The organism is Mycolicibacterium sp. MU0050, assembly GCF_963378085.1.
GTDB lineage: Bacteria > Actinomycetota > Actinomycetes > Mycobacteriales > Mycobacteriaceae > Mycobacterium > Mycobacterium wendilense.
Genome location: NZ_OY726395.1, coordinates 2,284,224 through 2,309,482 on the forward strand (window position 1 = coordinate 2,284,224; position 25,259 = coordinate 2,309,482).

Below are 25,259 nucleotides of genomic sequence, written 5' to 3' on the forward strand. Positions count from 1 at the left end.
CCGACGATTCGGTGTACGGCGAATGCCCGCGTTCGCGTCATCGCCGGTTTGAAATCATGGCCGATTCGCGGCCAGAGGGGAGCACTTGCTCCATGCGCGCCAAGAATGTGACCACTCGCGGTAGGACGGTTCCGGGAGCCCGCGCGACCCCCGCACCGGCGAAGGTCGCCGGAGACGCCCGCAGGCTGGCGTTGTCCGGCTCCGGGTCGGCCCACGGTTGCGTCGACGGGGCATGGTGGCCCAAGACCGCCGATCTTCGATCGGAGTTGCCTGATCTGGTGGCCGTCTTCAGTCGCTGGATCGGCTCCATCCATCGCATCGTCTACGACCCGGTCTTGTGGGAGGCGGCCCCGTCGCGGCTGATCAAGCATGGCTCGGCGATCTCGGTGGATCCCTACCGGATGGTGAACCGCGAGACGATCGGGCTGATGGGCACGCATTCCCGCAGTGCGGTGCTGTTCGTGGTCGCGCCGTCGACGTCGGGAGCGATCGCGAACAAAATGTTCGACCTGGTGGAACGGTCGAACGCGCCCGTGGCCGCCACCATGCTGCAGCAGCGCTATGCGGAATACGCCTCGGCGGCAATGTCTTCCGACTCTATGCCGGATGGCCAGGCCGGGCCCGCGCCGGGCTGAGCTCAGACGTATGCGGCCGATCGCCTGACAGGGCGTCCGGCGGCGACGGATACTCCCACCGAAGATGTGTCGCCGACATACAGGGGAGATCCGTGCTGGACCGAGTCGAGTTCACCGTCACCAGCCGACCACCGTCGCTCGACCTCTACCGCAGAGCGTGGACCCCAGGACCGGACGTCACCCTGGGCGGCGTCTGGGTGGGCGCGGTCGTCAGCGACAACTCCGGTCAGGACTATTGGGGTCTGCGCGGCACCGACGATTTCGTCACCGGCATGACGCATGTGGTGTCCCCGGTGTGCGGTTTCCGCGCCCTGGGCACCGACTTCGACACCGCGGCCGCCCACCTGTTCGCCGAGTATTCGGGCATCGACTGGTTCGAGCCGCTGAGCTACACCGACGGCCCCGACCGACTGCAGACCAACTTCTCCAGCGGCAGATTCGAGTGGGACGGTGACGGATTTCACTGGTTCGACGCCTCGAACCGCTGGGAACTGCACGGGCGCACGGTCAGCGACGTCGCCATCACGCACGTCCCGACCCAGCCGGGCATCGAGCACCAGGTGCACTACCGCCATGAACTGATGTACGCGACCGGCGTCATCAACGGGGTGGAGGTCTCGGGGTACGCCCACCAGGATTTCGCCTACGGCCCACCGGGGATGATCTACACCGAACTGCCCGTCGCACGGCACCTGCAGGGCATGTGGATGTCCTGGCTGCACGAATATCCCGACGGACGCCTGGGCGGCGGCAGCTTCTGGCAGGGCCGCGACGGGCTGGACTTCGGTCCCGGATACCAGCTCAAGGACGGCGTCACGACCGTCCACCACGACATAGTCGCCACCCCCACCTTCGATGACGGGGGAAAGATGGCCGCGCTGGAGGCCAGCGTGGGGGCCGACACCTACACCTTTGTTTTCGATACCAGCGGTAGTCCGCTGCACTATTTCGGGCGACTGGTGACCGACGGCGCGGGCCAGACGCCGGCACGCAGTTGGTGCTGGGTGGAGTACGCCGGCGGGATGCTGACCCCGGAGCTGCTCGACATGATGAATCAGCAGTTCAGGCTGGTTCGCGGGCGCTGACGCACGGGCTCCGGCGCAGCTGGCTTTTATTTGTTTCTCGGGTATGGTCGCGGTTAGAACATGATTGTTGCTTTGTAAAAGGAGCTGCAAGAGTGAGCAAGTCCCGAGGGCGTGGCCAGAAGAAACCACAAATGACAATTAAAGAACGTCGCGCGGAGAAGCGCGCCAAGTTCGCCGACGAGGGTTCGGTTGTTCCCAAGAGGAAGCGGGATCGCGTTTAGCGCGCCGCACTGAACACCACGCACAGTCCACACAGGTGTACGACGTAACGGCGACCCGAACGCGCCCCGTGTGCCTGTGAATCTCCAGTCTTTCTTGCGGTGACATGCCGCCCTGCTCAATTTCGTGAGATGGCGCAGGTGAATTTCCGAAGACTCGGAAGGCTTTTTTCGCGGAATGGTCCACGCGACGTCAACGCGTCGACCAGATGAGCTAGGAGGAACCATGTTGACGGGCAACACTTCCGCGCCGGCGGTTGTTGTTTTCGGTCGGCAGAATGAACTGCTCGACGTGGTGCTCGAGGAGTTCCGGCGTCGAGGCGACGTCGCGATCTACGGTGGCGCGCTGACGGTTTCGCCCGAGGAAGCAGGCTCCACCGATGAGCGATCGCGCCGCATCGACCTGGAGCAGCTGCGGGCCAACACGGACTCGGTCCTGGTGATCATCGATGACGAGATGCTCGAATCCATTCTCCGGGAGGACCATTCGCGGCGCTCCCGCAAGATGCTGCGGACCGAGGAAGACCAGATTGCCGAGTTCGTGACCGACTCGGTGGTGTCGGCCGACCCGGACCGGCTGCTGGTGCTCGGCGACGCCCGGGGGGCGACCCCGGCCGAACGCCCGCAGGCGGTCCGTTGGGTGCGGCAGCTGACGGCCCGGATCGGGTACGAATGCTCCATCAACGGCACCGACGACTTCGCCACCACCTACGAGGTCCTGGGCCCCGACGACGACGTCGCACGGACGGCGCGTTCGATCGCGCAGTGGCACGACGGCCGGCTCGGTCGGCAGCCGGACCGCCCGCCGGCGCTCAGCGGCGCCTAGGGTGAATCCCGGCCCAGTCGCACGCGGGGGACCACCCCGAGAGATACTGGTAGCCGTCACTATGAGGTAGCCGTGATCACAGCGCGGCACCCAACGAGACCTGACCGATACACAGCCGGGAGTACATGCATGAGCGCCGAGCAGCCGACCATCATCTACACGCTGACCGACGAGGCGCCGTTACTTGCGACCTACGCCTTTCTGCCGGTCGTCCAGACCTTCGCCGGCGCCGCCGGCATCGACGTGAAGACCAGCGACATCTCCGTCGCGGCGCGGATCCTCGCCGAGTTCAGCGATCGCCTGACCGACGAGCAGAAGGTGCCCGACAACCTCGCGGAGCTCGGTGCACTCACCCAGGACCCGTCGGCGAACATCATCAAGCTGCCGAACATCAGCGCCTCGGTGCCCCAGCTGCTCGCCGCCATCAAGGAGCTCAAGGCCAAGGGCTACGACCTGCCGGACTACCCGGGCGATCCGAAGAACGACGAGGAACGCAAGGTCAAGGAGCGCTACGCCAAGATCCTCGGCAGCGCGGTGAACCCGGTGTTGCGCGAAGGCAACTCGGACCGGCGCGCCCCCAAGGCGGTCAAGGAGTACGCCAAGAAGCACCCGCACAGCATGGGTGAGTGGTCGCAGGCCTCCCGCACCCACGTCGCGACCATGAAGGAAGGCGACTTCTACCACGGCGAGAAGTCGATGACGCTGGACAAGGCGCGCACCGTCAAGATGGTCCTGGAGACCACCGGCGGCGAGACCATCGTGCTCAAGCCCGAGGTCAAGCTCGACGACGGCGACGTCATCGACAGCATGTTCATGAGCAAGAAAGCGCTGTACAAGTTCTACGAAGAGCAGATCGAGGACGCCTACAAGACCGGCGTGATGTTCTCGCTGCACGTCAAGGCCACCATGATGAAGGTGTCGCACCCCATCGTCTTCGGCCACGCGATCAAGGTCTTCTACAAGGACGCCTTCGCCAAGCACGAGAAGCTGTTCGACGAGCTGGGCGTCAACGTCAACAACGGCATGTCCGACCTCTACGAGAAGATCTCGACGCTGCCGGCCTCGCAGCGCGAGGAGATCATCCAGGATCTGCACCGCTGCCACGAGCACCGTCCCGAGCTGGCCATGGTCGACTCGGTCAAGGGCATCTCCAACTTCCATTCGCCGTCCGACGTCATCGTCGACGCTTCGATGCCGGCGATGATCCGGCTCGGCGGCAAGATGTACGGCGCCGACGGTCGCACCAAGGACACCAAGGCCGTCAACCCGGAGTCCACCTTCTCGCGGATCTACCAGGAGATGATCAACTTCTGCAAGACCCACGGGCAGTTCGACCCGACCACCATGGGCACCGTGCCCAACGTGGGTCTGATGGCGCAGAAGGCCGAGGAATACGGCAGCCACGACAAGACGTTCGAGGTACCCGCGGACGGCGTCGCCAACATCGTCGACGTAGAGACCGGCGAGGTGCTGCTCAGCCAGAACGTCGAAGAGGGCGACATCTGGCGGATGCCGGTGGTCAAGGACGCCCCGATCCGGGACTGGGTGAAGCTGGCCGTGACCCGCGCCCGCGCCTCCGGCATGCCGGTGGTGTTCTGGCTGGACACCGAGCGCCCGCACGAGGTGGAGCTGCGCAAGAAGGTCAAGGCCTACCTGAAGGACCACGACACCGAGGGCCTGACCATCCAGATCATGCCGCAGGTCTGGGCGATGCGGTACACCATCGAGCGGGCCGTGCGCGGCCAGGACACCATTGCCGCGACCGGCAACATCCTGCGCGACTACCTCACCGACCTGTTCCCTATCCTGGAGCTGGGAACCAGCGCCAAGATGCTCTCGATCGTGCCGTTGATGGCCGGCGGCGGCCTCTACGAGACCGGTGCCGGCGGCTCGGCGCCCAAGCACGTGCACCAGCTGGTGGAGGAGAACCACCTGCGCTGGGATTCGCTCGGAGAGTTCCTTGCCCTCGGCGCCAGCCTGGAGGACATGGGCGCCAAGACCGACAACGCCAAGGCCAAGCTGCTGGGGCAGGCGCTGGATACCGCGACCGGAAAGTTGTTGGACGAGAACAAGAGTCCGTCGCGTAAGGCCGGCGAGCTGGACAACCGGGGCAGCCAGTTCTACCTCGCGATGTACTGGGCGCAGGCCTTGGCCGAGCAGACCGAGGACACCGAACTCGCCGAGCAGTTCGCGCCGCTGGCCAAGTCGCTGGCCGAGAACGAGGACACCATCGTCGCCGAGCTCAACGAGGTCCAGGGCAAGGCCGCCGACATCGGGGGCTACTACTACCCGGACCCGGAGAAGCTGACCGCGGTGATGCGGCCCAGCAAGACCTTCAACACCGTGCTGGACGCAGCCCGAGCGTAGCGAGGGCGGAGGGAAGCGCGAGTCAGCCCCGTGTTGGGCAACGCCGCGGTCTGACCCGCGGCGTCACAGGGGCGCGGGTACCGCGGTCAGCGGAATGACCACGGTGCCCGCGCAGGCCCCGTCGTCGATGGTGGTGTCGAAGGAACCCTTGAGCGAGCCGTCGGGTTGCGGCGTGTAGGTGGTCACCGACTTCGCCGGGTCGAAGGTGATGGTGCCGTCGGGCAGCGTGCAGTCCCAGTTCCAGTTGTTGCTCCGCGTCCACACCGATCCGGTCCAGTCGAACCGCATCGCCTTGGGGACGTTGTCCTTGGGCGTGGGTCCGTCGGTGACCGTCGCCACGCAGGTGCCCGAGGAGCAGTCCGTCTCGAAGACATAACCCGCGGTGTACGGCGTCTCCTGCTGGGTCGCGGCCACGCTGGTGCCCGACTTCTGGTCGGTGTGGAAGGTGAGCTCGTAACGACCGCCCCAGAACGCCTCGTCGGCGTGGGCGACCGGTGCGGCGAGCAACGGTGCCATCCCCAGCGCGGTCGCCGCGATGAGGACGTGGTGCTTCGATGGCATTCGGCATACTCCCGGTCGGCGGCTCAGACGCCTCCACTGTGGCAGACGTGACGCATGTTGTGCAGGCCAAGGGCCGATCCGGCCGCCGAAACGCCGGTCGCGCGCGGTCGCCGCGAATTACCATGACGCCATGATTCGGCTGGGTGCGGCCCTGTGGACGGCGATCGTGCTGGCACTGACGGGGCTGGCGGCTGCCGCCGTCGCGCAGGCCGGACCGCCGCCGCCGTGCAGCTTCCGGTTGTCGGCTCCCCAGGTGGTCCACGTCTCGGGGATCGACATGGTGACCGCCACCATCGAGGTCGACGAGTGCGGTTGGCCCGCCGAACCGTACTCCAGCGTGGTCTGCCTGCAGGTGGACGGCGACGCCACGACCACCAGCTGCATGCAGGCCCAGGGACCGGGCCGGGCGCAGGTGTACTCCGGGCCGCACCGGCCCGGCACCACCTATGCCGCCACCGGTCGCGGCTGCAGCCGGTGGGCGGGCAATCCGCCGGCGCCGGACTGCCAGCGGCTGGGCCCCACCACCGCGACGCTGTAGCGCCACGCCGGGGAGTGTTCCCCGACGCTGTCCGACGCGTTCGGTAGGGTCCTGCGGGTGAATTCGAGCCTTGCCGTGAAGTCCGTAAACGCCCGTCTCGCTGCGGAACTGGCCATCGGGGAAGCCCAGGTGGCGGCCGCGGTCCGCCTGCTCGACGAGGGCTCCACGGTGCCCTTCATCGCCCGGTACCGCAAGGAGGTGACCGGCAGCCTCGACGACGGCCAGCTGCGCACCCTGGAGGAACGGCTGCGCTACCTGCGTGAACTCGACGAGCGCCGGGCGGCGGTGCTGGCGTCCATCGAGGAACAGGGCAAGCTCACCGACGAACTGCGGACGGCGCTGCTCACCGCCGACACCAAGGCCCGGGTGGAGGACATCTACCTGCCCTACAAGCCGAAGCGCCGGACCAAGGCGCAGATCGCCCGGGAAGCCGGGCTGGAGCCGCTGGCCGACCGCCTGCTGGCCGACCCGTCGCTGGTGCCCGAGGCCGAGGCCGCCGGCTTCGTCAACGACCAGGTGGCCGACGCGGCGGCGGCGCTCGACGGCGCCCGCCACATCCTGGTGGAGCGCGCCGCCGAGGACGCCGAGCTGGTGGGCCAGGTCCGGGAGAAGTTCTGGACCGAGGGCTCCCTGCGGACCGCACCCGCCTCCGACGAGATCGCGAAAACGCCGGAAGCGCAGAAATTCCGGGATTACTTCGAGTTCAGCGAGGCCCTGGAAACCTGCCCCTCGCACCGGGTACTGGCGGTGATGCGCGGGGAGAAGGAAAAGGTGCTGTCGCTGAACCTGGACGGCGGCGCCGACGAGGGCTACCTGGCCATGGTCGCCCGCACCCTGGACATCGACATGACCGCGGGGGCCCCGGCGACGCCGTGGCTGGCGGCCACCGTGTCCTTCGCGTGGCGGACCCGGCTGATGTTCTCCGCGGCGGTCGACGCCCGGGTGCGGCTGCGGCAGCGCGCCGAGGAAGAGGCCGTCGCGGTGTTCGCCAAGAACCTCAAGGACCTACTGCTCGCGGCGCCGGCGGGCACCCGCACCACCCTGGGCCTGGACCCGGGCTTCCGCACCGGGGTGAAGGTGGCCGTGGTCGACGGCACCGGCAAGGTGCTCGACACCTGCGCCATCTTCCCGCATCAGCCGCAGAAGCAATGGGACGTCGCCAAGGCCACCCTGGCGGCGCTCGTCGCGCGGCACGGCGTCGAGTTGATCGCCATCGGCAACGGCACCGCCTCCCGTGAGACCGACGCCCTGGCCTCGGAACTGATCGCCGACATTCGCGCCGCCGGCGCCAAGGCGCCCACCAAGGCGATGGTCAGTGAGGCCGGCGCGTCGGTGTATTCGGCCTCGGCCTACGCCGCCCACGAGTTGCCCGACCTGGATGTGACCCTGCGCGGGGCGGTGTCCATCGCCCGCCGGCTGCAGGATCCGCTGGCCGAGCTGGTGAAGATCGAACCGAAGTCGATCGGGGTGGGTCAGTATCAGCACGACGTGACCCCGGGCATCCTGGCCCGCAGCCTCGGCGCCGTCGTCGAGGACGCCGTGAACGCGGTGGGCGTGGACCTCAACACCGCCTCGGTGCCGCTGCTGGCCCGGGTGTCCGGCATTTCCGAATCCCTGGCCGAGTCCATCGTGGCGCACCGCGACAACACCGGACCGTTCCGTAGCCGCCGCGCGTTGCTCGACGTTGCACGGTTGGGGCCCAAGGCTTTCGAGCAGTGCGCGGGCTTCCTGCGGATCCGCGGCGGCGACGACCCGCTGGATTCCTCCGGCGTGCATCCGGAGGCCTACCCGGTGGTACGGCGCATCCTGGACCGGTCCGGGGTGTCGCTGGCCGAGATCATCGGCGACGAGAAGACGCTGCGCTCGCTGCGGCCGGCCGACTTCGCCGACGAGCAGTTCGGCATCCCCACGGTGACCGACATCCTGGCCGAACTGGAGAAGCCGGGCCGCGATCCGCGGCCGGCGTTCACCACGGCCACGTTCGCCGCCGGCGTGGAGAAGGTCGCCGACCTCAAGGTGGGCATGGTGCTCGAGGGGGTCGTCACCAACGTGGCGGCCTTCGGCGCCTTCGTCGACGTCGGGGTGCACCAGGACGGTCTGGTGCACGTCTCGGCGATGGCCGACCGGTTCGTCTCCGATCCGCACGAGGTGGTGCGTTCCGGTCAGGTGGTGCGGGTCAAGGTGGTCGACGTCGACATCGAGCGGCAGCGTATCGGGTTGAGTCTGCGGCTCAACGACACCCCGCAGGCCGACCGCGGCAAACGCCCCGCCGGCCAGCGCGGCGGCGGGCAGAAGAGCCGCGGCGAGCAGCGCAACCCGAACCGCGCCAAGAACTCCCGGCGGGAGGCCGCGGCGCCCGCGGGCTCGATGGCCGATGCGCTGCGCGCCGCCGGCTTCGGCAAGTAGCCGCCGGGATCAGTCCTCCTTGCGGATGAGCCGTCCCAGCGCGGCGCCGTCGGCGGCGAGCAGTTCGTCGATGCGGGGCTGATTCACGTCGGCGACGATGATCTCGCCGACCTCCTGGTAGACGTTGGTGAAGATGCCGTGCGACTTCATCTTCTCGGTCTGGTAGATGTTGTCCTCGGTGGGCGTGACGTAGTAGACGATCTCGGCCTTGAACCGGTGGATCAGCCACACGTGGATCAGGTCCATCAGGCGCTTCTGTCGCAACTGCTCGGCAAAGGTGTTCTGGTCGCGCACCGTGAGGATGCTGCGGCCGTGCCGGTCCTTGATCGGGTCCACCACGACGTTGGCCAGCGGTTCGGCCGCGCTGCCGTAGATGCCGAGTTCGAGGATGTCCGAGCCGGCCCGGCGCGGTCGTAATTCGACGCGCAGCTGCTCGCCGAGCTGGTAATGCTCGCCCCACACGCCCAGCCAGTCCTCGAGAAGCTTCTTGGGTACCTCGGTCTGCACCAGATGCTGGTGCTGGGTGGAGCCCTTGCCCATCGCCTTGGTGGTGGCGGTGCGGCCGGAGGAGGCCGCCAGCGCGGCGTCGCTTCGGGGCCCGCCGACCAGGGTTTGCGGTGTGCGATAAGGGGATTCGACCAGTCGCATCTTGCGCTGCAGGCGCGCCAGCGCCAGCATGCCCTCCTGGCGCAGTGACGTCGCGAACTCCTCGCAGGCCACGCCGTCGACCTGGTGGCCGCCGTAGGTGATGAAGTTGAAGACGAAGCCCATCTTGCCGAGTTCCTCGGGGAAGGCCCGCATCTCGTCGTCGGTCATGCCGGTGGTGTCCCAGTTGAACGAGGGGGACAGGTTGTAGGCCAGCATCTGGTCCGGGTAGACGGCGTGGATGGCCTCGGCGAACTGACGCGCGTCGGCGAGGTCGGCGGTCTTGGTCTCCATCCACAGGATGTCGGCGAACGGCGCGGCGGCCAACGATTTGGCGATCGCGTACGGAATGCCGCCGCGCACCTGGTAATACCCCTCGGGGGTCTTGGCCAGCTCGCAGTCCCAGGCGACATCGGCCCCCAGCTCCCTGGCCTTCTCGCGGGCCGAGTACAGCGACGCGTTGGCCGCGAACTCCCGCCACTGCGCCGCTGACATGGCCGCCGATTCGCCCTCCCGCTCGCGGTATTCGAGCAGCTCGCCGACGGCGCCGCCGTAGGTGTCCAGGCCGGCGTCCTCCTGCCAGGCCTCCACGAAGGTCGATTCGACCTTGTCGAAGGTCGCGTCGATCAGCGTCTCGCTGCCGTCGAGCCACTCCGCGGCCGCGTCGGCGACCTGCGACAGCAGTCCGTGCTGTTCCAGCCACGCCTCCGCGGCCGCGTACTCGCCGTCGGGCAGGGCGTAGAGCAGGTGCCCGTTGAGTTCGGTCACACCGAGCTGATGGAACCGGCGCATCAGCGCCAGGAAACATGACTTGTAGGCGGGCACCTTGAGGTTGGTGGCGCCGAGCAGGAACGGCTGGTCACGCTCGTCGGCGCGACTGTCGATCAGGTTGGCGGCCTCGGCGTCGGTGCGGGCCACGATGATGCCGGGCACGCGCATGATATCGAGCTGGAAGCGCGCGGTGTTGAGCCGCTTGATCTGCTCATCGGACGGGACCAGGACCTTGCCGCCCTGATGACCGCACTTCTTGGTGCCCGGGCGCTGGTCCTCGATGTGGTAACCCGGCACACCCGCCTCGACGAAACGCCGAATCAGGTTGCGCACGTGGGGATCACCGCCGTGACCGGTGTCAGCGTCGGCGATGATGAACGGCCGGTAGTCGTAGACCGGGGTGGCGGCGCGCTGTTCCTCCGACATCCGGGAGCGCAGGTACTGCTGATTGCGGTCGGCGGTCAGCAGCGCCCGCACCAGGCCGGCCGCCTCCTCGGGCACCTGCGAGAGCGGATAGCTGGCCAGGTCCGGCCCCGGGTCTTCGCTGATCGAGCCCTTGGCTGAGGTCGCCCACCCGCCGAGGTAGATGCCCTCGATGCCCATCCGCTTCATCACCACCGCCTGCCCCGGCGAGTAGGGGCCGAACGTGGTGATGCTCTTCTTCTGCGCGAACAGTTCGCGCAGGTACGGGTAGAAGGCGGTGGCGGCCTCCCGGGCCGTCGGGTAGTCGGCCGGGATGGTGCCGCGCTGCTCGGCGACCTGACGCGCCGAATACAGCCGGATGACGCCCTCGAAACGGGGGCTATCGAAGTACGCCTGCGTCGCGGCGATGTCGTCCTCGAAGGATTGCTGGAAGTCTGCGTTCTGGGTGGACATGCGCGCTGCTCCTCTGTGAGCTCGGGTTGCCCTCCATGCTGGCACGAAGTTGGCCGTTCACCCACCGTTCCGGGTGGAGATCTGCTCGGCGATCTGTCCGGCGAGGGTGTTGCCGCGGTCGCCGACCGGTCCGGTCACGCACGCGCTGACGTCGACGACGACGTTGGTGACGGCCCGCAGCGCCCGCTGGCAGGTGATATCGCTGCCGATGCGGCTGTTGGTGACGGCCAGCACCTCGTCGCCGCGCTGCGCGGTACCGAGCCGCCAGTCGTCGCTGGGCTGGCCGGAGCCACCCGAGACCCTCGCGGTCTGGGCGCCGCACCGCTGCCACAGCCCGGACTGCCGGTCCACGAACGTGCGTGCGAGCGCCGCCGATCCGAAGGCCACCACGCTCTGCAACACGCTGGCCTTGACCTCGGTGTCCACCGGGTTGACGACCTGCGTGAACGGTGCTGTGGCGCCGCTGTTTTCGTAGGTCGACCGCTGGGCCGGATACAACACGGCGACGCATTCCATGGAGCTGATGAGCCGGTCGTTGTAGTACCCACTGGACGAGCCGGTCGCATGCATGGGAATCCCCATCACCGCCGAAATCTCCTCCGCGGACAGCAGGGTGGTCGGCAGGTCGGCCTCGGCGACGGTCGGGGGCGCGGCGGCCGGCGCGCCGGTTGGACTGTTCGCGGGTGGCGGGGCCGGGGGCGCGTCGTCGCGCAGGACCACCGCCGCGGAGACGCCGGCGCCGACCAGGAGGACCGCGCCCGCGGCCGCAGCCAGCTTCACGCGGGTGCACCGCGGACGCGACGCGGGAGGTTGGGCCCACTGCGCGCCGGGCGGCGGGGTGGGCCAGCCGGCCTGGGGATCGGTGCGGGCGGGCTGTGCCGGAGCGCTCTGCTGCTGCAACGCCTCGGCGGCGGCGGCCGCCAGCGCGCGACCGGAGGGGTAGCGGTGGGCCGGGTCCTTGGCCATCGCGGTCGCCACCACGGCGTCGAAAGCCGTTGTGAGCGGGGCGAAGTCACTGGGGCGCGGCGGCGGACGCTGCAGGTGGGCCATGGCTTGGGCGGCCATGCTCGGGGCATCGGCGAACGGTGTCCGCCCCGTCAACAGCTGGAACAGCGCACAGCCCAGCGAGTACAGGTCGGAGCGGTGGTCGACCTGCCGTCCGTCGAGCACCTCCGGGGCCGCGTAGGCCATCGTGGTCATCACCGCATTGGTGGCGGTCATCCCCGCGTCGTCGGCCGCCCGGGCGATGCTGAAATCGCTGAGCAGCACCCGTTCCTCACCGCCGACGGGCCCGGACAACAGGAAGTTGGCGGGTTTGATGTCGCGGTGCAGCACCTGCCGGGAGTGTGCGTAGTCGAGTGCCTCGGCCACCGTGGTGATGATGTGCACCGCGCGCTGCGGTGTCATGGTGCCCGAGCGCAGCGCGGCGTCGGCGTCGGTGCCGTCGACCAACTGCATGGCGATCCACAGGCGCCCCTCGACCGACTCGCCGCGGTCGTACACCGAGACGATGTTCGGGTGATCCAGGCTCGCCGCGATGTCGGCCTCCCGCCGGAAGCGGCTGCGGAACTCCGGATCGGCGGACAGTTGGGCCGACATCACCTTCAGCGCGGTCAGCCTCGGCAGTTCGGGGTCGGCGGCCGCGTACACGGTGCCCATGCCGCCCGAACCCAGCGTGCCCTGGACCCGGTAGCCGGACACCACCGAACCGATGCCGATGGTCCCTGTCATTCGGCCACGATATCGCCGGGGGCCCAGCGGCCTACGAGGGCGCGCCCACCCAGTAGGTGCCGCGGTCGTCGGCGAACGTGACCTCGACCTGCCGCGCGGTGCCGTTGATGGTGGCTTCACAGCCGAATGTGGCGCCGGATTCGATGGTGGGGTTTTCCCCGTTGTTACAGCGCACGTCCGTGACCTCGCCCGCACCGTAGCCGTTGGCGACGTCGGTGAGGACGTGGCGGACCCCGTCCTGCACCGCGTTGACGTCGAGTTGCTCGGTGCGCAGGAATCCGGGTGCCCAGAACGCGGTGATGCCCACGGCGATCAGCGCCGCCGCGGCCACGGCGGCGGCGATCAGCTTCCCGCGTCGGCCGCGGCGCGGCGGTCCCATCGGAAAACCCGGCGCGGGCGCGTATCCGGCGGTGTGCCATGGGGGTTGGTGGTAGGGGCCGCTCGGTGCCGGGTGATGAGCCGGTGGCGGTGGAGCCTGCGGCGGATAACCGCCGGGCGGGGGCTGATACGGCCCGGTGGGTGGCATGGGCGCGGGCCACCCCGGCGGCGGCGTGGGCTGGGGCCCCTGCGGCCCGGTGCTGTCAGTCATGGGTCCTCCGGGTCATTCGGCGGTCAGCATCAGATACTGCGCGGCCGCCATTTGGTGTACGTCGCCGAGTTGGCCCGCGGAAGCCTCGAAAGCGATCTCGTCGGCCGCGGCCGCGCAGTAGAAGCGCGGTGCCACGCCGCGGGCGTTCGCGGGCGGCAACTTTTGCAGGCACCGGGCTGCCGGAAGCCCGGCCACCCCCGCGGCGGGTTGGAACCCGCGCTCGGTCATCGTCTCGGCGAATTGCTCCACGAGGCGGTGAGCACCGTCTGCGTCGCGGGCGGCGTAGGTGGTGGTGCGACCGATCACGGCTTCGGTCACCCCAGTGTCCTCGAACAGCTGCGCGTCGACGGCGGGCGCGTTGGAAAACGCCAGGATGCCGTGCGGTCCGTAACTGCCCTCGTACACCTTGCGGTTCTCGGGGTCCGGCGGCAGGGTCCGTGCCACCAGGCCGGTGGCGTCCAACGGGAGCGCTCCAAGATCGGCGACGGGCGTGGGTTCGAACAACTCGACCAGCGGGATCTGCTGGTCCAGCGTCGCGGCCACCATCTCCGCGGCGGCCTCGGTGCCGCCGATCGAGATCGTCAGCTGGCCCAGGACGAAAGGGCCACGCGCGGTGAACGCGAGGACCCGGGCCATCTCTTCGCCGCCGCCCCAGGTCACCGCCCTGGTGTCGGGGTAGCGGGGGATCCCGGTCGGTTCGGTCGGACGCGGGGGCGTCGTTGAAGATGTTGGACAATTCGGCGCTGCGGGCGTGCATGTCGGCCGCGGCGGTCGCCGCATCCTCGGGGGTGGCGAACCGCAACACCGCGTTCTGGATGCTGCGCTGCTGCTTGCCCTGGTTGTCGGCCAACGTGGTGAAGCCGGCGACGAAGTTGTGGTCGGCGCCGGCGGGAATCGGCTGCGGAAAGGCCTTGAGCACGGCGGCGGCGTCCTTGATGACACCCACCTGCATGGAGCCGCTGATTTTGGTCAGGGCAGGGTCGACCTGGAACGGAAGCACGGTGTATTCGGCCATCCGGCGTGCTTCGACGAGATGCCCGGAGGAGCCCGCGTCGCCCAGTGCGGGCCGCGGGGTGGTCGGGTAGTTGCCCGGCTGCAGGAGCGCCGGGTTGGCGGCGTCGGGGTCGAAGTTCGGGTCGCGCAGCGCGGTGCCGTCCACCGTCGTAGCGCAGCCGCCGACCACCAGCGCCGCCGTCAGGCCCAGCGCGGCCGAGCGCAGCTTCCGCGTCCTCACCGCGATGTCCCCCTCCCGGCGCCGTGTGCAGGTCCGGTCGAGTCTACGGGCGGGCTCATCCGAGCCGGTCCTGAATTTCCGGTACCAACGTGCCGTTCAGATGGCGGGTGGCCGCCGGTCCCGCACCGGCCAGCGCGGCCACGACGTCGGGCTCGTCGACCACGATCTGCGCGGCCCCGTAGGCGGTGAACGTCGCCGGCAGCCCCCCGAAGGCGCCGTTGCCGGCGGCCGGGTCGGTACGGACGATCACCGCAACGTCGCTGCCGTACTGCAACAACGCGTCGGGATGGATCGGAATCTCCGCCGTGCCGTCGGGGCGGCCGGGCAGCTTCGGGTTGTAGGAGAAGCCGAGGCCGGTCAGATAGCTGCCCGCGGGCGACTCGGCCAACGCGGCCGAGAGCCCCGAGGGCGTGAAGTGGAATACCGTGATGGTCTTGTCGGCGAAGTCGGGGTGGTCGGCGCGCAGTGCGGCCTGCTGGGCTCCGAGTTCCCGGGCCAACTCCGCCGCGCGAGTCCCCTCGCCGAGGATGCCGCCGATCCAGGAAAGCTGCAGCTGCGGATCGAACGGCAGGCCGCTGGTATTGGGGCGGGTGACGGTGGGGGCCACCGCCGCGAGCTGATCGTAGAGTCCGCGGTCGAGACCGGAACCGGTGTCGATGACCAAGTCTGCCCGGGCCGCGGCGATGGCCGAGGGGTCCGCGGTGTCGAGGATCGCCGGGTCGCCGTCGATGAGTTCACGCAGCCACCCGGGCACCGTGCCGCCCGGGGCGAGCAGTGCCACCGGCTGGACCCCCAGGGACAGCGCGACGTCGGCGTCGCCAGGGCCCAGCGTCGCCACCGCCGTCGGCCGCTGATCGATCCGGGTGGCCCCGAAGGTGTGGGCGAACATCTGCGCCGGATACGGCGCGCGGTCCGCGCCGCGCGGGATGAGCAGCAGTGCCGCCACGACCACCGCGACCAGGGCCGCCGCCGCGGCCGCCAGCCAGAGGGTGCGCCGTCGGCTCCCGGCGCGTGTCGGCCGGGCATGCGGACCGCTGTAATACCCGCTCGGGTAGGTCTGGGTGGGCTCGGCCATCCACGCCGGGGTCGGTTCTCCGTAGGCCGGGGCGGGCGCTCCGGGTTGCGGTTGCGGGGGTTGGCCGCCGTGCAGAGCGGTCTGGGCGGCGGCGGCGAACTCCCGCGCGCTCTGATACCGGGCGGCGGGGTCCTTGGCCATCGCGGTGGCGATCACCGCATCGAAACCCGCGGGCAGCCACGGCGCCGCCTCGGTGGCGCGCGGCGGTGGCCGCATGACATGGGCCATCATCACCGCCGACATCGGCCCGACCCCCTGGAACGGGGTGCGGTCGGTGAGCATCCGGTACAGCGCGCACCCCAGCGAATACAGGTCGGAGCGGTGATCCAGTGGCCGACCCTCCACGGCTTCCGGCGAGGCATAGGCCACGGTGGCCACCATCGACCCGGTGGCCGTCAGCCGGGTCGCGTCATCGGCGGCGCGGGCAATCCCGAAGTCGGCCAACAAGACTCGTTCGGTGGGCCCGGGCGTCCCGGCGAGCAGGAAATTCGCGGGTTTGATGTCGCGGTGCAGCAGGTTACGGGAATGGGCGTAGTCCAACGCCTTGGCGACCTCGGCGACGATGTGCACCGCGCGGGCGGGGTCCATGGGGCCGGAGTCGAGCACGGCGCCGGCGTCGGTGCCCTCGACGTACTGCATCGCCATCCACAGCCGACCGTCCTCGGTTTCCCCGCGGGTGTAGACCCGGACCACGTTCGGATGATCCAGTCCGGCAGCCAGATCCGCCTCTCGACGAAACCGGGCGCGAAACTGCGGGTCGGCGGAGAACTCCGCGGAGAGCACCTTCAGCGCATCGCTGCGGGGCAGCGACGGGTGGCGCGCCAGATACACCGTTCCCATACCACCGGCGCCGAGTTTGCGCTCGATGGTGTAGCCGGCGATCACCGTTCCGGTCGGCATCGTCATGGCGCGACCAACATCAGGTACTGCGCGGCCATCAACTGATGGGCGTCGGCGGGTTGTGGCGCCGACACCTCGATCAGGTCCGCGTCCACCGGCGCCAGGCAATAGGTGAGGGGGCCGTTGAGGATGGACGGGTCGTCCTTGGGGGAGGTGAAGCAGCGCGATGCGGGCATTCCCGAAACCGGTTCGGCGCGGGTGTAGTTGCGGTCCGCCATCTGGGTGGCGAACCCGTCGGCGAGCCGGCGTGCGCCGTCGTCGTCACGAGTCCGGTAGACGTTGGCCATCGACAGCAGCATCCACTGCAGACCGACCTCTTCGAACAGCGGTTGGTCGCGGACGGGGTCGTGCATGAAGTTGAGCGCGGCGTGCGGGCCGTACACCCCGGCTGCGTTCGTCCCGGGGCCCTCCGGGATCACCGGCGATCGCGCGATCAGCCCCGTCGGGTCCGCCGGCAGCGTGGCGAGCTGGTCGACGGCGGTGGGGACGAAGCGGTCGAGTGCCGGACGCTGTTTGTCGACGGTGCTCAGCGCCAGGGCGATGGCCTCCTCGGCGGCCTTGTCCTGAGTCAGCTGAGCCAGCACGTAGGGGCCGTGGGCGGTGAAGGCGCGCACTGAAGACCAGCCGTCGCTGTCGGACTGGTAGAGCAGCACCTCGGGCCGGTCCTCCCGGGGGACGGCGCGCCACGCCTTCTCCGGGCTCGGGTTGACCACGATCGGGGCCGCCAGCGTGGCCTCGCCCATGGCGCGGGCCGCCGCGGCGGCGTTCTCGGGAGTGGCGAACCGCAGCACGATGTTGGTGAAACGGGTCAGCGAGCTGGGCCTGGTGCCCGCCGAGGTCTGAAATGCGGTGACGAAGTCGTGCGGGCGCACCGCCGGCGGGATCGCCGAGTTCAGGAAGGTCATCCCCAGCTGGTCGGGGTTGACCACGGGTCCGTTCGGTGCGGGCGGGACGCCGTTCAATCCCGGGTCGACCTCGAACGGCAGTACCACGAACTCGGCCATCCGGCGGGCCTCCAGCAACGCACCGGCGGTCCGGTCACCGGCGGTGCCCAGCGGCGGGCGCGGCGTGGTGAGCAGGTCGCCCGGGTCCAGCAACGCCGTGTTCACCGCGCGGGGGTCGGCGCGCGGGTCGCGAATGGCGGTGCCGCTGTGGACAGTTGCGCACCCGGCGAGCAGCAACGCCACCGCGGCAACCACCGCGGCGCGTAGCGCGCTCGGACCCATGTCCCCCTCGTTCCTGCCGTCGCGGTCGTCCGCCGCAGGCAAATCTACCGGGTGCGCGGCCGCGGAGTGGCCACCCCACACGACGAATCCCCGGCGAATGCCCGAAAAAGGGGTCATCCGCCGGGGATGTCAGTGATGGGGGAGAACTGGTTTCGGCTCAGCAGGCGGTGCTGATCAGGGCAGGTCCTCGAAGGTATCGGTGACACCGCAGCGCTCCTGGGCGTCGACCAGCGGCGCCCGGATGCCCGCCAGTTCGGCGGCCACCTGCGGGTTGGCTTCGAAGTACTCGTCCTGGGCGGCGGTGATGGCGTCGCGGTCGGAACCCTCGAGGTCGGTGTAGAACGCGTTGACCTCGGGATGGGTGAACAGGTATGCCGACGTCGAAGCGGCCACGCCGGACGCGATGCCGGCCAGGTCGGCGGCGGTGCAGTTGGGCGGCAACGGATCGGCGGATACCGCAGGAGCGACGGCCAGAATCGCCGCGGTTGCCCCGGTGCCGATGAGCCCCACGGCAAGACGACGGGCGATGGAAGACATAACTGCTCCTTAGGATTCGGTTGTCACTCTGTCGTTACGGGTCGAAGGTTCCGTTAGGCATTAAAGCACCGCGATGCGGTTCGCACCGGACTTGACCTCAGCGGGTGCGGCGCGCCGACGTTTCTCACACGCGCTGCGCGAGCTCCCACGCCCGCTCGGCCATGGTGCGGTAGCGGGTGCGGAACAGGTCGGTCCCGGCGCGCGCGTCCGCGGCGTTGCCGTCCAACCCGCGCCGCCAGACACCGGCCACGATCGAGGCCAGTCGGAACATGGAGAACACCACGAAGACGTCCAGTGACTCGGGTATCGGCCGGCGCGCGTGCTCGCAGTAGGACGCGACGAACTCGTCTTGGGTGGGAATTCCGGTGCCCGTCAGGTCCTCGCCCGCGACCCCCTCGAGGCCGTCGGGGCCGGCGTCGAAGTGGTAGGTCAGGCAGGTGTAGGCCAGGTCGGCGAGCGGGTGGCCGAGGGTCGCGAGCTCCCAATCCAGCACGGCGACCACGCGCGGCTCCTCCGGATGCAGCAGCACGTTACCCAGCCGGTAGTCCCCGTGGGCGATGCAGGCGGGTTCGGTGTCGGGCGGCAGGTGCCGCGGCAGCCATTCGGCCAGCAGGTCCATCTGCGGCATCTCTTCGCAGCGGGCCGCCTCCCACTGCCGGGTCCACAGCGCCACCTGTCGCTCCAGATACCCGTCGGGCCTGCCGAAGTCGGCGAGCCCGGCCGCGCGCCAATCCACCCGGTGCAGCGCGCCCAGAACGCGGGCCAGGTCGGCGTAGGTCGCGGCGCGCTCGGCGGGGGTCGCGTCGCGCAGCACCCGGTCGGGAAAGACCCGACCGGGTACGTGGTCCATCACGAAGAACGCCGTACCGATCACCGTTTCGTCGGTGCATAGCAACCGGGCGGCCGGAACGGGCACGTCGGAATCGGCGAGCGCGGAAATCACCTGATACTCGCGTTCGACGGCGTGTGCGCGCGGGAGCAGCTTGCCCGGCGGCTTCTTGCGTAGCACGTACTGGCCGGCCGGCGTGGCCAGGTGGTAGGTCGGATTGCTTTGTCCGCCTTGGAATTGGCGGATCTGCACCTCGCCGTCGAACCCCGGCAGATGCCGACTCAGGTAGCGGGCCAGCGCGGCCTCGTCGAGTCGGTGCGCCGGCAGCACCGGCACCAGTTCGGCTTCCCCGCCCATGGCCGTCACGTCGCCTCGAGTTCGGCGAGCAGCGCCGCGACCGCCGATTCCGCCAGCGGCGGCAACGGTTGGTCGGCCTCGGCCGCCTCGATCAGGTTGACCGACAGCCCGGCGGCCAGGGCGGCGTCCTCCTCGGTGAGGTTTGTACGGTGTCGGGCGGCGAAGAGTCGTTGCCCGACTGAGGCTTTCGGCGTGGCGGCGACCTTCAGCATGAGGTCATCGTAGCGGCGCCGCACGCCACCGAGGGCGATGACGAGCGCGGGCGCGCCGGGGGCGTTGCGGGCCGCCTCGGTAGCCACGGCGCGCAGGTTGCGGAGGTCGGCCAGGATGCCGGTGGCCGCCGCGTAGTACTCGGGTGCGGCCGGGTCGGGCAGCGCCTCGATGGCGGTGTCGACGCTCTTCAGGGCCAACTGGATGGTTTGGGCGATCAGCGGCGAGGCCACCGATGTCGAGATCACCTGGGTGGCTTCGTCGTCAGGGGCGGGCGCCCCCTGGCGGATTCCCGAGATGGTGCCGGGCGGCCACTGCAGGATCTGCTCGAGTTTGGTGCGGGTGCTCTCGTGTGGCCAGCTGCGGCCCTTCTCGAACGCGATCAGCGCCCCGGCGTTGATGATCTTGTCGCGCGCCAGGCCGCGCTGCGTGAGTTCGAGTTCCCGGCGCCGGGCCGCGACCGCCGCGCCGGCGCGGGCGATGCCGGGGTCGACGGGTTCGACGGAGGTGGTCTCCTCGGAGCGGTCGCCGGCGTCGTCATCGAAGTCGTCGGGGGTGTCGTCACCGACGAACAGGTCCACGGCGAAGCCGTCCGCGTCGCCGAGCTTGATCGTCATCCGATCGGCGATCGGGACGGACTCGTGGCGTACCCCGTCGACGAACATGCCGTTGCGGCTGCTGTCGATGGCCACCCAGGTCGCGCCCTCCGGGCGTAACCGCACGTGGGTCCGCGACATCCAACTGAAGTTGAAGTGGATGCTCGAGGCGGGGTCGCGGCCGATCGTGAGCTCGCCGTCGGCGGGGTCGGCCGAGCGGATCTGGCCGCCACAACGCACGGTGAGTTTGGGTGGTGCCGGCGGGGTGGGGCGGTCAGGATTTGCTGCTCCGGTGGCCGCGGAGTCCATCGTCGCTACATCCTCCTGCTACATCATCGCTACGCCTTAGGCAATCCAAGGGAGCATATCGCAAGCATAAGTGTTGCATCGCTACATTTTGCTGCGCGGACAGCCGGTGACGTCGGTCACCACGGCGTGCTCTAAACTGAGCGAGTGCACAGCAGCCCTGTACGCCCCCGGTTTTCAGGAGGGCAGTCATGAAGCCGGCCCCATTCGCCTACCACCGCCCGCATGATCTCGAAGACGTGTGCGCCCTGCTCGACGAGCTCGGCGACGACGCCAAGATCCTCGCCGGCGGCCAGAGCCTGACGCCGATGCTGGCGTTGCGCCTGACGCATTTCGAGAACCTGGTCGACATCTCGCGGTTGCGCGAGCTCCAGGGCATCGAACGGCGCGGCGACACCCTCTGGGTGGGCGCCGGAACCACGCACGCCGCGGTCGGCGCCGACGACGTGGTGCGCACCGACGTCCCGCTGCTCAACCGGGTGACCCCGCTGATCGGGCACTTCCAGATCCGCAACCGGGGCACGCTCGGCGGAGCGGTGGCGCATGCCGACCCGGCCGGTGAGTATCCGACCGCGGCGCTGACGCTGGACGCCGTGATCGAGGCGACGTCCTCGGCCGGGCGACGCGAGATCCCCGCCGCGGAGTTCTTCACCGGCCTGTGGGAGACCGCCCTGGCACCGGGCGAGGTGCTCACCGCGGTCGGCTTCCCGGTGTGGCGCGGCCGCAGCGGCTTCGGGGTACACGAATTCGCCCGCCGGCATGGCGATTTCGCGATCGCCGGCGCCACCGTCGCCACCGAGCTCGACGACGACGACCGGGTCAAGCGATGCGCCATCGGCCTGCTGGGGTTGGGGTCCACACCGCGGCGCGCCCACGAGGCCGAGCAGGCCGTGATCGGGCGGAAGCTCGCCGATGTCGTCGCCGACGAGGTGGGCGAGTTGGCGATGCGCGGACTCGACGACATACCCGCCGACCAGCAGGGGTCGGTGTCCTACCGCACCCGCGTGGGCTCCGCGATGGTATCGCGGGCCTTCACCGACGCCGTCACCGAGGCCAGCAGGGAGAACGCATATGCATGAGCACATCGTGGAGATGACCGTCAACGGCCGCGACGTGCAGGCGGTGGTCGAGCCCCGAATGACGTTGGCCGACTTCGTCCGTGAGCGGTGTGGCCTGACCGGGACCCATCTGGGATGTGAGCACGGCTCCTGCGGGGCCTGCACCGTTCTGCTCGACGGCGAGGCGGTGCGCAGCTGCCTGGTGTTCGCCGTGCAGGCCGACGGCAAGGAGGTGGCCACGGTCGAGGGCGTGGCTTCCCCGGACGGGGAGCTGTCGCCGGTGCAGGCCGCGCTGCGCGAGTGCCACGGCCTGCAGTGCGGATTCTGCACGCCGGGCTTCGTCATGTCGATCACCGCGCTGCTCAAGGACAATCCGAAGCCCACCGACGAGGAGATCCGCGAGGGACTCTCGGGCAACTTCTGCCGCTGCACCGGCTACCAGGGCATCGTCAACGCCGTCCATCGCGTCGTCGAGACCAGCTGACCCACAGCGGGACTGACGCCGCCGCGTCGAACACCGAGGGCGGAGATTCGCGAGAATCTCCGCCCTCGGTGTTTTTCGACTCTGTTCAGCCGAGCTGGGCTCCCGGGGGCAGCACCACGACGTAGGGCTGCCGCGAGCGGCGGCCACCGAACAGCACTCCGAGCGCCAATCCGGCGAGCAATCCGGCGGCCACCGGCAGGGCGCGCTTGGCCATCGGCGCCGCGATCACCGACAGTAGATCCAACGAGGCCGCGTCGTCGTCGGCGGTATTCGGTTGCGCCGCAGCGGCCGTCGCGCCGGACGGGACTGCCGACAGCGGAGTCGCGCGCGGGGCGGAGGACCCGGCCACCAGGTCGGCCTCCAGGCGAGCGGCGAACTGGTCGATGAGCTTGCCCGCGACGTCGGCGAGCACCCCGCGACCGAACTGCGCGGCCTTGCCCGAGATGGTCAGGTCGGTGGTCAGCACACAGGTGCAGGCGTCGCCCTCGTCCTTGAGTTCGGCGGTGACCAGCGCGGCCGCGTTGCCCTGGCCGCGGGTCTCCTTGCCGCTGGCCTTGATCACCGCGCGGTGGGCCTGCGCGTCCTTCTCCTTGAACGCCGCATTGCCCTGGTACTGCACGGTGATCGGGCCGACCTTCACCTTCACCGCGCCGGTGAATGCGTCGCCGTCGACCGACAGCAACTGCGCCCCGGGGATGCACGGCGCGATGCGTTCGACATCGGTGAGCACTGCCCAGGCCTGGTCGATGGGAACGGGAACGCGAAACTCGTTGACTAACTCCACCTTCTACTGTCCTTTGCTCTGGGTCTTCTGGGCCTCTTCGATCGCCGCGACGATCGTGGCGGGCGTGGCCGGCATTTTCGTGATGGTGACGCCCAGCGGCGCCAGCGCATCGTTGATCGCGTTGATGACGGCCGGCGGCGAGCCGATGGCCCCGCCCTCGCCGCACCCCTTGTAGCCGCCGACCCCCGGCCCGGGGACCTCGACGTGGCCGAACTCGATGTTCGGCACGTCGGTGGTGGTGGGCAGCAGGTAGTCCACGAAGGTGGACGACAGCGGGTTCCCGTCGGCGTCGTAGGCCTGGTGCTCCAGCAGCGCGCCGCCGATGCCCTGCACCGTGCCGCCCGCGACCTGACCCTCGACGACATTCGGGTTGATCATCGGGCCGACGTCCTCGCTGACGATGTAGCGGGTCAGCTTCACCTGGCCGGTGACGATGTCCACCTCGCAGGTGCAGGCGTGAGTCGCGTTGGCCCAGTGGATCATCGCGGTCGGGGGCGAGGCGAACCGCGCCGTGGCCTCCAGCAGCGCCGAGGTCCCCGGCGGCAGCTGCGCCGCGTCGTAGTACGCGCGGTAGGCGATGTCGGCGAAGGTCACGCTCTTGCCGTCGTCGCCGCGCACGGTGGCCTTCGAATTCGCCAGCTCGATCTCGGACTCTTCGACGCCGAGCATCGAGGCGGCGATCGTCAGCAACTGCTTTCGCAGGATGGTGCCCGCCTCGTGGACGGCACCGGCCGTCATCGGTCCGCTGCGGCTGCCCTGCGTGCCGGCCCCGTATGGAGTTACCGCGGTGTCGCCCTGGATGGTCGAGACGTCCTCGATGTCGGCGCCCAGCGCGTCGGCGGTCAGCTGCACCACGGTGGTCTCGATGCTGTTGCCCGTCGAGCCGCCGTTGACGTAGACGTTGATGGTGCCGGTGGGCTCCATCCGGATGGTGGCGCCCTCGGTGCCCAGGTGGCCGGTGGCCGCGCCGGTGGGCTCGATGTAGGCAGAGAAGCCGAGGCCGATGTAGCGGCCCTGCTCCAGCGCCTCGCGCTGCTCCTTGCGGAAGCCCTCGTGATCGAGGATCTTCACCGCCTGCTCGAAGGTGTCGGCCGGCGCCACGTGGTCATACGGCATGCCGTTGGGGTTGAAGTAGGGCATCTCGTCGCCGCGCAGGATGTTGCGGCGGCGCAACTCGACCGGGTCCATGTCCATCTGGCGGGCCGCGATGTCGAGCAGGATCTCCCGTGACAGCGTCTCGTACTGCCACGGGCCGCGGTAGGCCGCCAGACCCGCGGTGTTGGAGAACACGGTCTGGTAGTTGAAGCTGCACTTCGGAACCCGGTAGGGCCCGGGGAAGAACATCCCGATGGCCGCGGTGGTCAACACCGGGTAGGGGGTGGGGTAGGCGCCAATGTCCTGGATGAAGTCGATGTCGCCGGCCAGGATCGTGCCGTCCTCGTCGAAGGCCATCCGGACCTTGCCGTCGACGTGCCGGGCTTGGCCGGCCGTCATCAGGTTCTCCCGGCGGTCCTCGATCCACTTCAGGGCGGCCGGCACCTTGCGGGCGGCCAGCAGGATGCACATGTCCTCCCGCATCGGGACGACCTTCTGGCCGAATCCGCCGCCGGTGTCGCGCATGATCACCCGCACGTTCTGCGCGGGCAGGCCCAGCAGCCGGGCGGCGAACGCGCGCAACTCGTGCGGGGTCTGGGTGGACGCCCACACCGTGAGTTCGTTCGACGCCGACTGCCATTCGACGACCATGCCGCGGGTTTCCATCGGCACCGGCACGTAGCTCTGCTGATAGATGTGCGCCTGGGCGACGTGCGCCGCGGCGGCGAACACCTCTTCGTCCGGAGGCATGCCGGCCATGCCGCCGGCCTGGTTGTCCGGGTACTGCTCGTGGACCACGTGACCGTGCTCGGCGGCCATCTGTACGGCCTTGGTGAAATCGGCGACGGCCGGCAGCGGCTCGTAGTCGACGTCGACCAGTTCGATGGCGTCCTCGGCGACGTAGCGGTCCTCGGCGATCACGATGGCCACCGGGTCACCGACGAACTTCACCTCGCCGTCGGCCAACGGCGGCCGCGGGGTGTCCGGAACGTCCTTGCCGGCCACCGCGTGCCAGGCCTCGAGCACCTCGTGGTTGATGTCCGCGGCCGTCAGCACCGCGACCACGCCCGGATGGGCACGCGCGGCGGAGACGTCGATGCCGGTGATCTTCGCCCGGGCGAAGGGGCTGCGGACGAAGCAGGCGTGCAGCATGCCCGGCCGCGTGACGTCGTCGACGTAGGTGCCGGTCCCGGTCAGCAGGCGGTTGTCCTCCACCCGCGGCACCCGCGTGCCGGCATACCGGCTGGCCGGCCGGTTGTCGGTCTCGAGAGCAGTTTCAGCCATCGGCAATCGTCCCCATTTCGTCACGCAGCGGGCTGC

The 25,259-nt window shown here is 69.4% G+C and carries 20 protein-coding genes and 1 pseudogene; 8 read left to right on the forward strand and 13 right to left on the reverse strand.

Features of this window, described 5'->3' with window-relative positions; genetic code table 11:
* Positions 1–92: 92 nt before the first annotated feature.
* The 4 genes from R2K23_RS10705 to R2K23_RS10720 all read left to right on the forward strand — a co-directional run bounded on the left by R2K23_RS10705 (position 93) and on the right by R2K23_RS10720 (position 5,131).
* Complete coding sequence (locus R2K23_RS10705) at positions 93–635, forward strand: DUF5994 family protein (RefSeq protein WP_316517205.1); 543 nt, start codon at positions 93–95, stop codon at positions 633–635.
* A gap of 92 nt (positions 636–727) precedes the next feature.
* On the forward strand, positions 728–1,720 hold the full coding sequence (locus R2K23_RS10710) for a hypothetical protein (RefSeq protein ID WP_316516537.1): 993 nt from the start codon (positions 728–730) through the stop codon (positions 1,718–1,720).
* Positions 1,721–2,164: 444 nt separating this feature from the next.
* A complete protein-coding gene (locus R2K23_RS10715; protein ID WP_316516538.1) occupies positions 2,165–2,764 on the forward strand; it encodes a hypothetical protein in 600 nt (199 codons plus the stop codon).
* Between the two features lie 129 nt (positions 2,765–2,893).
* Complete coding sequence (locus tag R2K23_RS10720) at positions 2,894–5,131, forward strand: NADP-dependent isocitrate dehydrogenase (protein WP_316516540.1); 2,238 nt, start codon at positions 2,894–2,896, stop codon at positions 5,129–5,131.
* Positions 5,132–5,194: 63 nt separating this feature from the next.
* Here the strand turns inward: R2K23_RS10720 and R2K23_RS10725 are convergent, their stop codons facing one another.
* Entirely contained in the window at positions 5,195–5,692 is a 498-nt protein-coding gene (locus tag R2K23_RS10725) for an Rv2253 family sensor-like surface protein (protein ID WP_316516541.1), read from the reverse strand.
* Positions 5,693–5,822: 130 nt separating this feature from the next.
* Here R2K23_RS10725 and R2K23_RS10730 point away from each other — a divergent pair, with 130 nt between their 5' ends.
* Positions 5,823–6,230 carry a hypothetical protein gene (locus R2K23_RS10730; RefSeq protein ID WP_316516542.1) on the forward strand — a complete coding sequence of 136 codons (408 nt, stop codon included), beginning with the start codon at positions 5,823–5,825 and terminating at the stop codon, positions 6,228–6,230.
* A 57-nt stretch (positions 6,231–6,287) separates the two neighbouring features.
* Complete coding sequence (locus R2K23_RS10735; protein ID WP_316516543.1) at positions 6,288–8,636, forward strand: Tex family protein; 2,349 nt, start codon at positions 6,288–6,290, stop codon at positions 8,634–8,636.
* 9 nt (positions 8,637–8,645) lie between these two features.
* On the opposite strand, the gene aceA is transcribed toward R2K23_RS10735, so the two are convergent.
* From aceA to R2K23_RS10785, 10 genes and pseudogenes are all read right to left on the reverse strand, one after another.
* Positions 8,646–10,928 carry an isocitrate lyase ICL2 gene (gene aceA / locus R2K23_RS10740; protein ID WP_316516544.1) on the reverse strand — a complete coding sequence of 761 codons (2,283 nt, stop codon included), beginning with the start codon at positions 10,926–10,928 and terminating at the stop codon, positions 8,646–8,648.
* A gap of 57 nt (positions 10,929–10,985) precedes the next feature.
* Entirely contained in the window at positions 10,986–12,659 is a 1,674-nt protein-coding gene (locus tag R2K23_RS10745) for a serine/threonine-protein kinase PknH/PknJ (protein ID WP_316516546.1), read from the reverse strand.
* Positions 12,660–12,690: 31 nt separating this feature from the next.
* A complete protein-coding gene (locus tag R2K23_RS10750; RefSeq protein ID WP_316516548.1) occupies positions 12,691–13,248 on the reverse strand; it encodes a DUF4333 domain-containing protein in 558 nt (185 codons plus the stop codon).
* A 12-nt stretch (positions 13,249–13,260) separates the two neighbouring features.
* Positions 13,261–14,028: a DUF7373 family lipoprotein gene (locus R2K23_RS10755; protein WP_465270712.1), complete on the reverse strand. Its 768-nt coding sequence runs from the start codon at positions 14,026–14,028 to the stop codon at positions 13,261–13,263.
* Positions 14,024–14,263: pseudogene (locus tag R2K23_RS24925) on the reverse strand (DUF7373 family lipoprotein); the annotation flags it as partial. The gene R2K23_RS10755 and the pseudogene R2K23_RS24925, both read right to left, overlap by 5 nt.
* A 274-nt stretch (positions 14,264–14,537) precedes the next feature.
* Positions 14,538–16,463 (reverse strand): serine/threonine-protein kinase, encoded by a 1,926-nt coding sequence (locus R2K23_RS10765; RefSeq protein WP_316516554.1) that lies wholly within the window; start codon positions 16,461–16,463, stop codon positions 14,538–14,540.
* Positions 16,460–17,683 (reverse strand): DUF7373 family lipoprotein, encoded by a 1,224-nt coding sequence (locus tag R2K23_RS10770; protein WP_316516556.1) that lies wholly within the window; start codon positions 17,681–17,683, stop codon positions 16,460–16,462. Before R2K23_RS10770 ends, R2K23_RS10765 begins: the two co-directional genes overlap by 4 nt.
* A gap of 174 nt (positions 17,684–17,857) precedes the next feature.
* Complete coding sequence (locus tag R2K23_RS10775; protein ID WP_316516558.1) at positions 17,858–18,220, reverse strand: heme-binding protein; 363 nt, start codon at positions 18,218–18,220, stop codon at positions 17,858–17,860.
* Between the two features lie 124 nt (positions 18,221–18,344).
* Positions 18,345–19,406, reverse strand: a complete 1,062-nt coding sequence (locus R2K23_RS10780) for a phosphotransferase (protein ID WP_316516560.1) — start codon at positions 19,404–19,406, stop codon at positions 18,345–18,347.
* 5 nt (positions 19,407–19,411) lie between these two features.
* On the reverse strand, positions 19,412–20,521 hold the full coding sequence (locus R2K23_RS10785) for an FHA domain-containing protein (RefSeq protein WP_316516562.1): 1,110 nt from the start codon (positions 20,519–20,521) through the stop codon (positions 19,412–19,414).
* Between the two features lie 188 nt (positions 20,522–20,709).
* Between R2K23_RS10785 and R2K23_RS10790 the strand changes: the two genes are divergently transcribed.
* On the forward strand, positions 20,710–21,597 hold the full coding sequence (locus tag R2K23_RS10790) for an FAD binding domain-containing protein (protein ID WP_316516564.1): 888 nt from the start codon (positions 20,710–20,712) through the stop codon (positions 21,595–21,597).
* Positions 21,590–22,060, forward strand: a complete 471-nt coding sequence (locus R2K23_RS10795) for a (2Fe-2S)-binding protein (protein ID WP_316516565.1) — start codon at positions 21,590–21,592, stop codon at positions 22,058–22,060. Before R2K23_RS10790 ends, R2K23_RS10795 begins: the two co-directional genes overlap by 8 nt.
* An 85-nt stretch (positions 22,061–22,145) precedes the next feature.
* Here R2K23_RS10795 and R2K23_RS10800 read toward each other — a convergent pair whose 3' ends face one another.
* Positions 22,146–22,844 carry an SRPBCC family protein gene (locus tag R2K23_RS10800; protein WP_316516566.1) on the reverse strand — a complete coding sequence of 233 codons (699 nt, stop codon included), beginning with the start codon at positions 22,842–22,844 and terminating at the stop codon, positions 22,146–22,148.
* Between the two features lie 3 nt (positions 22,845–22,847).
* Positions 22,848–25,223: a xanthine dehydrogenase family protein molybdopterin-binding subunit gene (locus R2K23_RS10805; protein ID WP_316516570.1), complete on the reverse strand. Its 2,376-nt coding sequence runs from the start codon at positions 25,221–25,223 to the stop codon at positions 22,848–22,850.
* Positions 25,224–25,259: the final 36 nt, after the last annotated feature.